Annotated in this window: 12 protein-coding genes; 7 read left to right on the top strand and 5 right to left on the bottom strand. The window is 61.4% G+C overall.

Annotated elements, in window-relative coordinates; genetic code table 11:
• Window positions 1-3: 3 nt before the first annotated feature.
• Genes FFS64_RS01450 through FFS64_RS01440 form a run of 3 tightly spaced genes read left to right on the top strand, consistent with a single transcriptional unit; the run spans window position 4 to window position 3484 of the window.
• A complete protein-coding gene (locus FFS64_RS01450) occupies window positions 4-1158 on the top strand; it encodes a DUF4350 domain-containing protein (protein WP_372242156.1) in 1155 nt (384 codons plus the stop codon).
• The gene (locus tag FFS64_RS01445) at window positions 1155-2156 is read left to right on the top strand and encodes a MoxR family ATPase (RefSeq protein WP_137803929.1); all 1002 of its coding nucleotides are present in this window, start codon (window positions 1155-1157) and stop codon (window positions 2154-2156) included. Before FFS64_RS01450 ends, FFS64_RS01445 begins: the two co-directional genes overlap by 4 nt.
• Window positions 2153-3484 (top strand): DUF58 domain-containing protein, encoded by a 1332-nt coding sequence (locus FFS64_RS01440; RefSeq protein WP_137803928.1) that lies wholly within the window; start codon window positions 2153-2155, stop codon window positions 3482-3484. Before FFS64_RS01445 ends, FFS64_RS01440 begins: the two co-directional genes overlap by 4 nt.
• 138 nt (window positions 3485-3622) lie before the next feature.
• On the opposite strand, the gene FFS64_RS01435 is transcribed toward FFS64_RS01440, so the two are convergent.
• Window positions 3623-3982 (bottom strand): PilZ domain-containing protein, encoded by a 360-nt coding sequence (locus FFS64_RS01435; RefSeq protein ID WP_137803927.1) that lies wholly within the window; start codon window positions 3980-3982, stop codon window positions 3623-3625.
• A gap of 242 nt (window positions 3983-4224) precedes the next feature.
• The gene (locus FFS64_RS01430) at window positions 4225-4602 is read right to left on the bottom strand and encodes a tol-pal system YbgF family protein (protein WP_137803926.1); all 378 of its coding nucleotides are present in this window, start codon (window positions 4600-4602) and stop codon (window positions 4225-4227) included.
• Between the two features lie 189 nt (window positions 4603-4791).
• Between FFS64_RS01430 and pyk the strand changes: the two genes are divergently transcribed.
• Entirely contained in the window at window positions 4792-6243 is a 1452-nt protein-coding gene (pyk, locus tag FFS64_RS01425; protein ID WP_095193138.1) for a pyruvate kinase, read from the top strand.
• A 165-nt stretch (window positions 6244-6408) separates the two neighbouring features.
• Here pyk and FFS64_RS01420 read toward each other — a convergent pair whose 3' ends face one another.
• The 3 genes from FFS64_RS01420 to FFS64_RS01410 are packed head-to-tail and all read right to left on the bottom strand — an operon-like array spanning window position 6409 to window position 9221.
• On the bottom strand, window positions 6409-7158 hold the full coding sequence (locus FFS64_RS01420; protein ID WP_137803925.1) for an enoyl-CoA hydratase: 750 nt from the start codon (window positions 7156-7158) through the stop codon (window positions 6409-6411).
• A 28-nt stretch (window positions 7159-7186) separates the two neighbouring features.
• Window positions 7187-8122 carry an iron-sulfur-binding ferredoxin reductase gene (locus tag FFS64_RS01415; RefSeq protein WP_137803924.1) on the bottom strand — a complete coding sequence of 312 codons (936 nt, stop codon included), beginning with the start codon at window positions 8120-8122 and terminating at the stop codon, window positions 7187-7189.
• The gene (locus FFS64_RS01410) at window positions 8115-9221 is read right to left on the bottom strand and encodes a diguanylate cyclase (protein ID WP_137803923.1); all 1107 of its coding nucleotides are present in this window, start codon (window positions 9219-9221) and stop codon (window positions 8115-8117) included. Before FFS64_RS01410 ends, FFS64_RS01415 begins: the two co-directional genes overlap by 8 nt.
• Before the next feature lie 315 nt (window positions 9222-9536).
• Between FFS64_RS01410 and FFS64_RS01400 the strand changes: the two genes are divergently transcribed.
• The 3 genes from FFS64_RS01400 to FFS64_RS01390 all read left to right on the top strand — a co-directional run bounded on the left by FFS64_RS01400 (window position 9537) and on the right by FFS64_RS01390 (window position 14301).
• Entirely contained in the window at window positions 9537-11060 is a 1524-nt protein-coding gene (locus FFS64_RS01400) for a fumarate hydratase (RefSeq protein ID WP_095193134.1), read from the top strand.
• A 155-nt stretch (window positions 11061-11215) separates the two neighbouring features.
• Complete coding sequence (locus FFS64_RS01395; protein WP_137803922.1) at window positions 11216-12991, top strand: ATP-binding protein; 1776 nt, start codon at window positions 11216-11218, stop codon at window positions 12989-12991.
• Window positions 12976-14301 (top strand): sigma-54 dependent transcriptional regulator, encoded by a 1326-nt coding sequence (locus tag FFS64_RS01390; RefSeq protein WP_137803921.1) that lies wholly within the window; start codon window positions 12976-12978, stop codon window positions 14299-14301. The genes FFS64_RS01395 and FFS64_RS01390 overlap by 16 nt, the downstream gene beginning before the upstream one ends.
• Window positions 14302-14307: the final 6 nt, after the last annotated feature.

The following is a 14307-nucleotide window of genomic DNA, read 5'->3' as shown; positions in this document are numbered from 1 at the left end:
TCGATGCTTGGCGCCTTGATCGCCGTGCTGCTGACGACGCTGTGCGCCTGGCTATATCTCAAGGCCACGCCCTACCCGGTGGAAATCGATCACGGTCCATCGCCGGAAGCCCAGGCCAATCCCTACCTGGCCGCTGAACACTTCCTGCGCAAACAGGGCCTGACCGTCAGCCACGCCAACAGTCTCGACATCCTGCCCAGCCTGGAACCGCATCAGCACAGCCTGTTGTTGCTGGGGGACCGCTACAACATGACGCCCCGGCAAATAGATCAAGTGATGAATTGGGCCAGGGCCGGTGGACGACTGTTGTTCGTCGCCCAGTCGTTGTGGGATGAAAAGACCGGGCAGAGTAATGACCGGTTGCTCGACCGGGTGCAACTGCACCAATCCTTGAGCAAAGACCTCAAGGACCCGCCACCCGACAATCAAAACGGCAACGGCGATGACCCCTACCCGAAACTGACCAAGCTATATCTGGAAAACGAGGACGCACCAGCCTACGCGACCTTTGACACCGCGTTCCATCTCGAAGACCCGAAAAATATCGCCCAGGCCTGGGCCAACAGCGGCAAGGCCACGCACATGATGCAGCTCAGCCATGGGCTCGGTTCAATCATCGTGGTGACCGACGCCGACCTGTGGAAAGCCCCGGCCATCGAGCAGTACGACAACGCCTGGTTGCTCTGGTATCTGACGGCGGACACCCGCGTGACTTTGTTGTACGACACCGAACACGACAGTCTGTGGACGTTGCTGCTGCGCTATTTCCCCCAGGCGCTGGTCGCCTTGATCGCCCTGATCGGCCTGGGTTTCCGGCATGTCGGTGTGCGTCACGGACCGATACAGGCACCCGCTTCGAAAGCGCGTCGGCAACTGCAGGAGCACCTGCGCGCCAGTGCAGACTTCATGTGGCGTCGCAACGGTCAGTACAACCTGCTGCAAGGGTTGCAACAAGACATTCTGCGCCGTGTCCGCCGTCGTCACCCTGGTTATGACCAACTCGGTGTCGCCGAACAATGGCTGGTGCTTGCACACCTGACCGGCCAACCCATACTCGCTATCAGTCAGGCCATGGGCCCAAGGCCGAAGCAGCGACTGTCCAGCGCTGAATTCAGCCGTCAGGTCGCCCATCTGCAAACCTTAAGGAACGCCTTATGAGTGAATCGATCGAGCCCGACGCCCGCAGTCATGCCGCTCAACAACGACAACGCGCCAGTCAGTTGGCACAAGCCATACGTGGCGAACTGCAAAAGGCCGTGATCGGCCAGAACAGCGTGATCGATGACGTACTCACGGCTTTGATTGCCGGCGGCCACGTGCTGCTCGAAGGTGTGCCAGGGCTGGGCAAGACCTTGCTGGTGCGGGCGCTGGCGCGATGCTTCGGTGGTGAATTCGCGCGCATTCAGTTCACTCCGGATTTGATGCCCAGCGATGTCACCGGCCACGCGGTGTACGACTTGCAGACCGAGCAATTCAAACTGCGCAAAGGTCCGCTGTTCACCCACCTGTTGCTGGCCGACGAGATCAACCGCGCTCCGGCAAAAACCCAGGCTGCACTGCTCGAAGCCATGCAGGAACGCCAGGTCACCCTTGAAGGCCGCGCCCTGCCCATCCCGCAACCGTTCATGGTGCTGGCCACGCAAAACCCCATCGAACAGGAAGGCACTTACCCGCTGCCGGAAGCCGAGCTGGATCGCTTCATGCTCAAGGTGCGCATGGATTACCCCGACGCAGAGCAGGAGTTGAGCATGGTGCGCCAGGTCAGTCGCTCGACCCGCGCCGACATGCTCGACGTGCAGCCGCTGCGCACGGTGCTGCAGGCCAAGGATGTGCTGGCCCTGCAGCGCATTGCCAGTGACCTGCCACTGGATGATCAGGTACTCGATTACGCCGTGCGCCTGGCCCGCACCACCCGCAGCTGGCCAGGGCTGACCCTGGGTGCCGGCCCTCGGGCCTCGATTGCGTTGGTACGTTGCGCAAGGGCGCGGGCCTTGTTGCGTGGTGGCGAGTTCGTGATTCCGGATGACATAAAAGGCTGCGCACTGGCCGTGCTGCGTCATCGGGTGCGCATTGCGCCGGAGCTGGACATCGAGGGACTTGAGGTCGATCAGGTGCTGCGGCAACTGCTCGATCAAGTGCCGGCGCCGCGCCTGTGAAACCCACTCGCCTGCTCCTGCTCTGGCTCGCGGTGCTGCTGGTCATCAGCATCATGCTGGGCGCCTTGCAGGCGTTGGGTTTCGTGTTGCCTGCGTACCTGTTGCGAATCAACTGGAGTCTGCTGTTGGCGCTACTGGCCCTGGCGTTTCTCGATGCTATCCGCCTCAAACGCCTGCCCTCTCCCCGTGTGCAACGGCACCTGCCCGGCAGTCTGGCCTTGGGTCGCTGGAGTGAAATAGCGCTGGAGGTTGAACATGATTTTACTCAACCTCTGGACCTGGAACTCTTCGACCATGTGCCCGACAGCCTGAGTTTCGACAACCTGCCGCTGTCGGTGCCAGTGCTGCCCGGCCAGCGCTGCCGGATGGGTTATCGCCTGCGCCCGCTCAAGCGCGGTCACTTCAGCTTCACACACTGCGAGGTCAACCTGCCCGGTCCGTTAGGCCTGTGGTCCGACAAACGCTTGCTGAACGTGACCGATCACACCCGTGTGTATCCCGACTTCGCCCACCTCTATGGCGGCCAACTGCTGGCTGTGGATAACTGGCTCAGCCAGCTCGGCGTACGCCAGCGCCAACGCCGCGGCCAGGGGCTGGAGTTTCATCAGCTGCGCGAGTTTCGCGAGGGCGACAGCCTGCGGCAGATCGACTGGAAAGCCACCGCCCGCCAACGCACACCGATTGCCCGGGAATATCAGGACGAGCGCGACCAGCAGATCATTTTCCTGCTCGACTGCGGTCGCCGCATGCGCAGCCAGGACGGTGAGCTGGCGCATTTCGATCATGCGCTCAATGCCTGCCTGTTGTTGAGTTACGTCGCGTTGCGCCAGGGCGATGCGGTGGGGCTGAGTACGTTCGCCAGCGAACAACCACGCCACCTCACCCCGGTGAAGGGCAGCGGGCAACTCAATGTCCTGCTTAATGCGGTCTACGACCTGAACAGCAGTCAACGCAGCGCCGACTATCAAGCCGCTGTCACTGAACTGCTCACCCGACAGAAACGCCGGGCGCTGATCATACTGATGACCAACCTGCGGGATGAGGACGATGAAGAACTGCTCACGGCGGTCAAACGCTTGAGTACGCAGCATGTGGTGCTGGTCGCCAGTTTGCGTGAAGACGTACTCGACCACCTGCGTGAAACGCCGGTGCAGACTTTGTCCGAGGCTCTGGCCTATTGCGGTACGGTGGGTTACTTGAATGCACGGGCAGAACTTCATGAGCGGTTAAGTGCGCATGGGGTTCCGGTGCTGGATACGCGACCCGGGGAACTTGGTACGCAACTGGTGACGCGGTACTTGAGCTGGAAGCGTAGCGGCAGTGTTTGATTTGCCTTTCGGATTCTCATCGTCTGCAATGACGCCTTCGCGAGCAGGCTCGCTCCCACAGGGGATCTTGTGAATCACGCAGATCAATTGTGGGGGCGAGCCGGCTCCGGGCGGCGTTCCGACGAAGCTTCTAAAGCTTCATGCCGATGCCGGCAACGTTTGAAAACTGAAGTATTGCTTCAACGCCTCCACCAGTTGCCCATACTCCGGCGGTGCCCGTTGCAGGCTGAACCCGGCGTCATAGTGGTGAGGGGTTGCGTCTTCGTGGCACCACAAACAGCATGCCTGGAGGTCGATGACCTGTTGGCAGCCATCACTGGCGGGAATCTTCAGGCGCAAGTCGAAGTCCGCGCCGATCATCATCGGCAACTGACTGATAAGCATCAGCCCGTCTGCGGAGACATTGCCCAGATAGCCGATGGGTTTGTCGGTGATGCTGTTGAACACTTTCAGAAAATACGGCAGTTGATGCCGCTCGATCCGGCGGTCAGTGAACATGCTGAATTCGCTACGCAAGGCCCTTAAGCAGGGCCGCACTAATGCTTCGGAACAGGCCTGCCGGTAGCTACCCAGGCATAAGCGGCCCGCTCTCCCCGATCCTGGTGCGACAGTCCGTCAATCGCTGCCGCTTACTCCTGCCGATCACAGGTGTTGCCTCGGTTCAGAGTCAAGGCTCTAAACCGACTATTCGACTATAGCTCACTGCCGCCGGTCGGCCAGCTGTTGAATAACAACCTGCATCAGAACTGCGTCGGGCGCACCGCTGCGGCACTGCGGGTCGGATAGTGACCCAGGCTCTGCAGGGTCTCCAGTCGGGCACGGGCGCGGTAGGCGTATTCGCTCTGCGGATACGAGGCAATGATGAACTGATAAGTCTGGGCGGCATCAATGAACATTTTCTGCCGTTCCAGGCACTGGCCGCGCATCATCGATACTTCCGGCCAGACATAAGGCCGCGCCCGGCTGGCGCGCTCGACCTTGGATAACTCGAGCATCACCTGCTCGCAGTTGCCCCGCTCATAGGCACTGTAGGCGAGGTTCAAATGATGGTTCATGGAAAAACGGGTACAGCCCGTGACACTGATGAGGGCAAGGGCGGCAATGAGCATGAATCGCATGAGGGATCTCCTGTCTTGAAGGCTGTATCGACCCGTGGGCGGAAATCTTCAGGCTGTCCGACGCAAAGTTGCCGCGTTCAATAAAGAAGGCATTAACTAAGTTCTTCAGAAAAAGTAGTGCAAACGAACAATGACTACACATCCGGACCATAGTAGCCTCACTCAGCGCTTGAACTCAGGAGTCTTTGCATGTCCGTCCGTCGTACCAAAATCGTCGCTACCCTTGGCCCGGCCAGTAACTCGCCGGAAGTTCTCGAACAGCTGATTCTGGCTGGCCTGGACGTCGCCCGCCTGAACTTCTCCCACGGCACCCCCGACGAGCACAAGGCTCGCGCGCAGCTGGTGCGTGACCTGGCCGCCAAGCACGGTCGCTTCGTCGCCCTGCTGGGTGACCTGCAAGGCCCGAAAATCCGTATCGCCAAATTCGCCAACAAGCGCATCGAGCTGAAGATCGGTGATCAATTCACCTTCTCCACCAGCCATCCGCTGACCGAAGGCAACCAGCAAGTGGTCGGCATCGACTACCCGGATCTGGTCAAGGACTGCGGCGTGGGCGACGAGCTGCTGCTCGACGACGGTCGCGTGGTGATGCGCGTCGACACCGCTACCGCCACCGAACTGAACTGCACCGTGACCATCGGCGGCCCACTGTCGGACCACAAAGGCATCAACCGTCGCGGTGGTGGCCTGACCGCACCGGCCCTGACCGAGAAAGACAAGGCCGACATCAAGCTCGCCGCGGAAATGCAGGTCGACTACCTCGCCGTGTCCTTCCCGCGTGACGCCGCCGACATGGAATACGCCCGTAAACTGCGCGACGAAGCCGGCGGTACTGCCTGGCTGGTGGCAAAGATCGAACGCGCCGAAGCCGTGGCCGACGACGAAACACTCGATGGCCTGATCAACGCGTCCGACGCAGTGATGGTGGCCCGTGGTGACCTGGGCGTAGAAATCGGCGACGCCGAACTGGTGGGCATCCAGAAGAAAATCATTCTGCATGCACGCCGCCACAACAAGGCTGTGATCGTGGCGACCCAGATGATGGAGTCGATGATCCAGAACCCGATGCCGACCCGCGCCGAAGTGTCCGACGTAGCCAACGCCGTTCTCGACTACACCGACGCCGTGATGCTTTCGGCCGAAAGTGCTGCCGGTCTGTACCCGCTGGAAGCCGTGCAAGCAATGGCGCGTATCTGCGTCGGCGCTGAAAAGCACCCGACCAGCAAGACCTCCAGCCACCGTATCGGCAAGGAATTCCAGCGCTGCGACGAAAGTATCGCGTTGGCCACCATGTACACGGCCAACCACTTCCCCGGTGTAAAGGCAATCATCGCCCTGACCGAAAGCGGCTACACCCCGCTGATCATGTCGCGTATTCGCTCCTCGGTGCCGATCTACGCGTTCACTCCACACCGCGAAGCCCAGGCCCGCGCGGCGATGTTCCGTGGCGTGTACACCGTTCCGTTCGACCCGGCCTCCCTGGCGCCTAACGAAGTCAGCCAGAAAGCCATCGACGAGCTGGTCAAGCGCGGCGTGGTGGAGAAAGGCGACTGGGTCATCCTGACCAAGGGCGACAGCTACCACACCACCGGCGGCACCAACGGCATGAAAATCCTGCACGTTGGCGACCCAATGGTCTGAGTGACCGGTTGCTGAAAGACAAAAGCCCTGCCATGCGAATGGCGGGGCTTTTTGGTTTCTGATCCTGAAGATGTGTTGCCTGGTCTGACGCCTTCGCGAGCAGGATCGCTCCCACATTGGATCGGTGTACGCCGTACCATTGTGGGAGCCCAGTCACCACAATGCTTAATGCCGGTTGATAAACCCCACCAACGCCGCCATCGCCTCCGGTGAGCGCAACCGCTGGGTGAACAACGCACCCTCCTCTTCAATTACCTTGCGCAACAACTCTCGATCCGGGGCTTTCATCAATTGCTTGCTGATACGAACCGCCTCCGGTGGCAGCGACTCAAAGCGCAACGCCATTTCCCGCGCCCTGGCCAGAGCTTCTTCGCCACTGCCCAAGGCTTCGGACGCAATGCCCCATGCGGCCGCTTGCTCACCGTTGAATCCTTCGCCGAGCAGTAACAGTTCTGCCGCTTTGGCCTGCCCGAGCAGTCGCGGCAGGATCAGGCTTGAGCCGAACTCGGGGCACAGGCCAAGGTTGACGAACGGCATGCGCAAGCGTGCGTCGCGGCTGACGTATACCAGATCACAGTGCAGCAACAGCGTCGTGCCAATGCCCACGGCAGTGCCCGCCACGGCGGCGATCACCGGTTTGCGGCATTCGAGCAGGTTGAGCATGAACTGGAATACCGGGCTGTCGAGATTGCCAGGTGGTTGCTGGATGAAGTCGGCGATGTCGTTACCGGCGGTGAAGCACTCGCTGGAGCCGGTGATCAGTACCGCGTTGATTTCAGGGTCGCTATCGGCCTGTTTCAGCGCTTCGGCCAAATGACTGTACATGGCGCGGGTCAGGGCGTTTTTCTTCTCGGGGCGATTGAGGCGCAGCGTCAGCAGGCCGTGTTCGCGTTCGATCTGGATGGCATCGGTCATGGTCGGTCTCGCGTCTGGAAATCAGCGCTCAACCACGGGGCAGGAACACATCGGCCAGCAGTTGATTGCGCGGCAGTCCCGCCAGATACAGGCGCCGGGCAAAGGCGTCGACGCTGTCGGGGGCTCCGCAGAGTAAGGCCAGGGTTTGCCGGGAAACAAGCCGCAGTTGCGCCAAAGCCGCTGGCAACTCGGCCGCAGTCCACAGTTCAATACTCAGGTTCGGACGGCTGGCCGCCATGGCTTGCAGTGGCTTGGCCAGATAATGCTCACTGGCATCATGAGCCAGGTGAATGACACGGATCGCGCCTTGGTGATCCTGGCGCATCGCTTCACGCAGCACGCCGAACAACGGCCCCAGACCGGTGCCGGCAGCCATCAGCCACAGGGGTCGGTCGTGCCAGTCAGGGTCGTAGTGCAAGGCCCCGCCGCGCAACTCGCCCAGGCGGATCGGATCGCCGATCTTTAGCTGACGCGCCGCGTCACTGAATTCCCCTGGCAGGCGACAATCGAGGTGAAACTCCAGGAAGCGGTCGTCTTCCGGCAGGCTGGCGAGGGAATACGGCCGCGCAACGTTGCCCGCCCACAACACCAGATGCTGGCCGGCGCTGTATCGCAACGGCCGCTGCGGGGTCAGGCGCAAGCGCAGCACGCTGTCGCTCAACCAATCGACGGCCGCCACCTCGGCCGGGCGGCCGTCCTGTTGCGGGTCGAAGGTGTGCACCTGCAAGTCCTCGATCACCTGGCACTGACAGGCCAGGCGCCAGCCTTGCTGACGCTGCTGCGCGCTCAAGGCGTCGGGGCGGCTGTCGCTCGGCAGTCCTTGCACACACTGCACCAGGCACGCATGGCAACTGCCGGCGCGACAGCTGTAAGGCACCGCCACGCCGTTCTGATTCAGGGCATCGAGCAGATTGCTGCCCGCCGCCACCGACCACTGGCGGTCGCCGACGCGCAACTCAGGCATCGACGTTTTCCCACGCCGCCGCGCAACGGTTGCGCCCGTCACGCTTGGCGCGATACAGCGCCTGATCGGCCTGCTGCAAGGCATCGTCGAGATCATCCCCTTGCTCGAGCAGGGTCATGCCGGCGGACAGGCTGAGATTGCGCACGTTGAGCCCGATCAATTCGACATCGGTGAACGCGATGCGCAGCCGTTCGCAACACAACGTCAAACTGTCGGCATCGCAATCGGGTAGCAACACCACGAACTCTTCGCCGCCGTAGCGGGCCAGGACGTCACCTTCGCGCAGGCAAGCAGTGGCCACGCCCGCAAAGGCTTGCAGCACCTGATCGCCAGCGGCATGACCGTGCAGATCATTGATGCGTTTGAAATGGTCAAGGTCGATAAGCGCCAGGCCATGCACGACGCCGGTTTCCATGGCATTGAGTTCACGGGAGGCCAGACGCAGGAAATGCCGGCGATTGAACAAGCCGGTCAGTTCGTCGGTGGCAACCAGGTCTTCGAGCTGGCGCATCATTCCGCGCAACGTGTCCTGGTGCGCCTGCAAGGCAAAACGCCGCTGACGCATGCGGTGGCGCGAGGCCTGGACATAACCGGCATAGAGCACCAGCCAGACCAGTACGATCAGCAGCACACACACCTGCAATGCCGCCAGGGCCGGGTTGGGCAGCTGAAAGTGGTAGCCTTCCCATAGCGTGATCGCGCTGAAACTGAAGAACACCAGCAAGGCGCAGCGCAGGAATGAACGACGGGACAAATGGAACAGGCCGAACAGCAGGATCAATACGTAAAAAACCAGGAACGCCCCGCGCGCATCGTCCAGATGGGCAATCAGCCAGGTCTGCCAACCCAGCCCCAGCAATACTTGAGCTTCAGTCAGGCTTGGGTCGGTGAAACGCAGATTGCAGCCAGAGTAGAACAACGCGAACAAGGCCGCCTGGCTGATCACCACCAGCGCGCTGCCCATGGCCATACCCGCCAGCGAGTCCTGGTAGTGACCGGAAAAAAACGCCAGCCACACCAACAGCAATGCCAGGGCGTAGGTGCCGGCCGCGAGGGCAAAACGTTTTATTAGCAATCGCTGGATGGCGTTATGGGTCAATCGTTGACTCACCGAATGAAAGAAGACTGATAGAGCGTCCTACTCTACAGACTGGATGTCACTTTAGTGGCGTGACCGATAAATGACTATTCAATTTTCAGGGGCGAACACCCGCCGTCAAGTCCACTGTCCGATATGCGACCAACGATTGACTACCGGCGGGTGTGCCCTTGAGCGAGGCGCGCTATACTGCCGCGCCTTTTTAGCGTCGCGCCAGCATGCCCGGCGTGCCTTGAAAGGTGCTTGCAACCGACCGATGCACCCAAGCTGCAAGCACCTTATTGAATGTTCCCGTCTTTTAGAGGAGCGCGACTCATGACCGTGATCAAGCAAGACGACCTGATACAGAGCGTTGCCGACGCCCTGCAGTTCATTTCCTACTACCACCCCGTGGATTTCATCCAGGCGATGCACGAGGCCTACCTGCGCGAAGAATCGCCGGCAGCCCGTGATTCCATGGCGCAGATCCTGATCAACTCGCGCATGTGCGCCACCGGCCACCGTCCGATCTGCCAGGACACCGGCATCGTGACCGTGTTTGTCCGCGTGGGCATGGACGTGCGCTGGGATGGCGCGACCATGAGCCTGGACGACATGATCAACGAAGGCGTTCGTCGCGCCTACAACCTGCCGGAAAACGTCCTGCGCGCTTCGATCCTCGCCGACCCGGCGGGCGCTCGCAAGAACACCAAGGACAACACCCCGGCCGTTATCCACTACTCCATCGTTCCGGGTAACACCGTGGAAGTGGACGTGGCAGCCAAGGGCGGCGGTTCCGAGAACAAGTCGAAAATGGCCATGCTCAACCCGTCCGACTCGATCGTTGACTGGGTTCTGAAGACCGTTCCGACCATGGGCGCCGGCTGGTGCCCACCGGGCATGCTCGGCATCGGCATCGGCGGCACCGCCGAGAAAGCCGCGGTGATGGCCAAGGAAGTGTTGATGGAATCCATCGACATCCACGAACTGAAGGCCCGCGGCCCGCAAAACCGTATCGAAGAAATGCGTCTGGAGCTGTTCGAGAAGGTCAACCAGCTGGGCATCGGCGCCCAGGGCCTGGGTGGCCTGACCACCGTGCTCGACGTGAAGATCATGGACTACCCGACCCACGCCGCTTCGTTGCCGGTGTGCATGATCCCGAACTGCGCCGCTACCCGTCACGCGCACTTCGTGCTCGACGGTTCCGGTCCGGCCTCGCTGGAAGCGCCACCTTTGGACGCCTACCCGGAAATCGTCTGGGAAGCCGGCCCGTCGGCCCGTCGCGTCAACCTCGACACCCTGACCCCGGAAGAAGTGCAGAGCTGGAAGCCGGGCGAAACCGTCCTGCTCAACGGCAAAATGCTCACCGGTCGCGACGCCGCGCACAAGCGCATGGTCGAGATGCTGAACAAGGGCGAAACCCTGCCGGTGGACCTCAAAGGTCGCTTCATCTATTACGTCGGCCCGGTCGATCCGGTGCGCGAAGAAGTGGTGGGCCCTGCTGGTCCGACCACCGCGACGCGGATGGACAAGTTCACCCGTCAGATCCTCGAGCAAACCGGCCTGCTGGGCATGATCGGCAAATCCGAGCGCGGTCCGACCGCCATCGACGCGATCAAGGACCACAAAGCCGTTTACCTGATGGCAGTGGGCGGCGCGGCTTACCTGGTGGCGCAAGCGATCAAGAAATCCCGCGTTGTGGCGTTCGCCGAACTGGGGATGGAAGCGATCTACGAGTTCGACGTCAAAGACATGCCGGTGACCGTTGCGGTCGACAGCAAAGGCGAGTCGGTACACATCACCGGTCCTGCCATCTGGCAGCAAAAGATCAGTGAAAGCCTGGCGGTTGAAGTGCAGTAAGCACTTGGACTGACCCGAAAAAGGCGACAGGGCTATCCCTGTCGCCTTTTTTATTGCCAGCACCCGCTTTTGTGGGAGCGAGCCTGCTCGCTCCCACAAGGTGAGGCCGCTCATGTTATGGTGCGCCCCCTCCGTACCCGTGTGTAATGCCCAGCATGTTCGAGTTATCTCGCCCTTTGCGCCTGACGCTCTATACCTTGGTGATCATCGCCGGTGCCGCCATTGTTGCCACCCTGGCCATGCGCCACACCGTGCGCCAATCCCTGGTCGAAGACGCGGCCCGTGCCAATCAGCAACTGGCGCTTTACGCCACCTCGCTGCATACCTTGATCGAACGCTACCGCGCCCTGCCCTCGGTACTGGCGCTGGACCCGCAATTGCGCGACGCGCTCAAAGGACCGGTCAGCCCCGAGCAACAGGACGTGCTGAACCGCAAACTGGAAAAAATCAACGGTGCCGCCGATTCCTCGACCCTGGAATTGCTCGACCGCACCGGCCTGGCCGTGGCGGCGAGCAACTGGCGCTTGCCCAGCAGTTACGTCGGCCACAACTACGGGTTTCGTCCCTACTTCAACCAGACCCGTACCCAGGGCACCGGACGCTTTTATGCGGTGGGGGTAACCAGCGGTATTCCGGGGTACTTCCTGTCCAGCGCCGTGACCAACGACGACGGGCAGTTTCTCGGCGCCATGGTGGTCAAACTCGAGTTTCCCGAGCTGGAGCGCGAATGGCGCCAGGGCAACGACACGCTGCTGGTCAGCGACGCTCGCGGGATCATCTTCATCGCCAATCAGCCAGGCTGGCGCTACCGTCACTTGAAACCGCTGAGCGACAGCGATCACGCCGAACTCAAGGCCACCCGCCAATACAACAAGCAACCATTGACGCCGCTTGAATACCAATCAATGCGCCGCTTCGACGACAACAGTGAACTGGTACGGGTGAAGGGTCCGAACGGTGATGCCGACTACCTGTGGGAATCCTTGCCGCTCGCCGCCGAGGGCTGGACCCTGCACTTGTTGCGCCGTCCCCAGGTTGCCTTCGAAGACAGCCGCAACGCCGCACTCGCTGCGGCCGGATTGTGGCTGACCCTGGTGTTCCTGCTGCTATTTCTCAACCAGCGCTGGCGTTTGGCCAAACTGCGTCAGCGCAGTCGCGAAGAGCTCGAACAACTGGTCGAAGAACGTACCCGCGACCTGCGCACCGCCCAGGACGGCCTGGTGCAATCGGCCAAGCTCGCCGCTCTCGGGCAGATGTCGGCCGCCTTGGCCCATGAGATCAATCAGCCGCTGACGGCCCAGCGCATGCAGCTTGCGACACTGAGGCTGCTGCTTGATCACGGACGGGTCGACGAAGCGTACAAGGCACTCAAGCCGGTAGACGAGATGCTGACGCGCATGGCAGCCCTCACCGGTCACCTGAAAACCTTCGCCCGCAAAAGCCCCAGCGGCTTGCGCGAACGCCTGGACCTGGCGGCGGTGGTCGACCAGTCGTTGCAGCTGCTCGACACCCGATTACGCGACGAGCAAGTCAGCACGGTGCTGCACCTGACACGCCCGGCCTGGGTCCGAGGCGACGCGATACGCCTGGAGCAGGTGCTGATCAACCTGCTGCGCAATGCGCTGGATGCGATGCAGGACAAACCCTGCAAGCGCCTGGAAATCCGCCTCGAAGCCGAAGAACAAGTGTGGCACTTGAGCGTTATCGACAACGGCAGCGGCATCGCACAAGAAAATCTGCCCAAGGTGTTTGATCCGTTTTTCACCACCAAACCGGTGGGCGATGGCCTGGGTATCGGCCTGGCGGTTTCTTTCGCTATCGTTCACGAATCGGGCGGCTCCCTCACGGCCGACAATCATGCCAATGGCGCGGTCTTCACCCTGACCCTACCCATCGATCTGGAGGCCCATGGCTCATGCTCAACTCAGTGATGGTAGTGGACGACGAAAGCAGCATCCGCAGCGCCGTCGAACAATGGCTGAGCCTGTCGGGTTTCGAAGTGCAGTTGTTCAGCCGTGCCGACGAGTGCCTGGCGCAGTTGCCGAAGCATTTTGCCGGGGTGATTCTCAGCGATGTGCGAATGCCCGGCATGACCGGCCTGGAACTGTTGGCCGAGGTCCAGCGCCGTGATGCCGACCTGCCGGTGATCCTGCTGACAGGCCACGGTGACGTCCCCATGGCCGTCGATGCGATGCGCGATGGCGCCTACGATTTTCTGGAAAAACCCTTCAGCCCCGAAACCCTGCTCGGCAGCCTGCGCCGTGCTTTGGACAAGCGCCGACTGGTCCTTGAAAACCGCGCCCTGCACGAACAGGCAGACAACCGCGCCAAGCTCGATGCCACGCTGCTCGGTGTATCCCGAGGCTTGCAGGTTTTGCGCGGGCAAGTGCTGGACCTGGCGGCGCTGCCGGTCAATGTGCTGATCCGTGGCGAAACCGGCAGCGGCAAGGAGCTGGTTGCCCGTTGCCTGCACGACTTCGGACCGCGTGCCGACAAACCTTTTGTTGCATTGAACTGCGCAGCCATCCCCGAGCAACTGTTCGAAGCCGAGCTGTTCGGCCACGAAAGCGGCGCCTTCACCGGCGCCCAAGGCAAGCGCATCGGCAAGCTGGAATACGCCGATGGCGGCACGTTGTTTCTCGATGAAATCGAAAGCATGCCCTTGGCACAACAGGTGAAATTGCTACGGGTGCTGCAGGAGCAGAAGCTGGAACGCCTGGGTTCGAATCAGAGCATTCGCGTGGATTTGCGCATCATCGCCGCGACCAAACCGGACCTGCTCGATGAAGCGCGGGCCGGACGTTTTCGCGAGGATCTGGCTTACCGCTTGAACGTCGCCGAGTTGCGTCTGCCACCGCTGCGCGACCGCCGCGAAGACATTCCATTGTTGTACGAATCCTTCGCCCGCCATGCCGCCGAGCGCCTGGGTCGTTCCTTTTCGCCATTGAGCGGGCCGCAGTTGAGCCATCTGCTGAGCCACGACTGGCCGGGCAACGTGCGCGAACTGGCAAACGTGGCCGAGCGTCAGGTGCTGGGGCTTGGCGAGCCTGTGCCGGCGGGCATCGAACCCGGACAATCTCTGGCTGCGCAGCAGGAAGCCTTTGAAGCACAGTGCCTGCGTGCGGCGCTGACCCGGCACAAGGGTGATGTGAAAGCCGTGCTGGAAGAACTGCAACTGCCGCGTCGCACCTTCAATGAAAAGATGCAGCGGCATGGGCTCACAAGAGAGATGTTTTTGTAGTGTTTG

Origin of the sequence: Pseudomonas sp. G(2018), from assembly GCF_005502415.1 — a bacterium.
Taxonomy (GTDB): Bacteria; Pseudomonadota; Gammaproteobacteria; order Pseudomonadales; family Pseudomonadaceae; genus Aquipseudomonas.
This window is presented reverse-complemented; position numbering and strand designations above follow the sequence as displayed.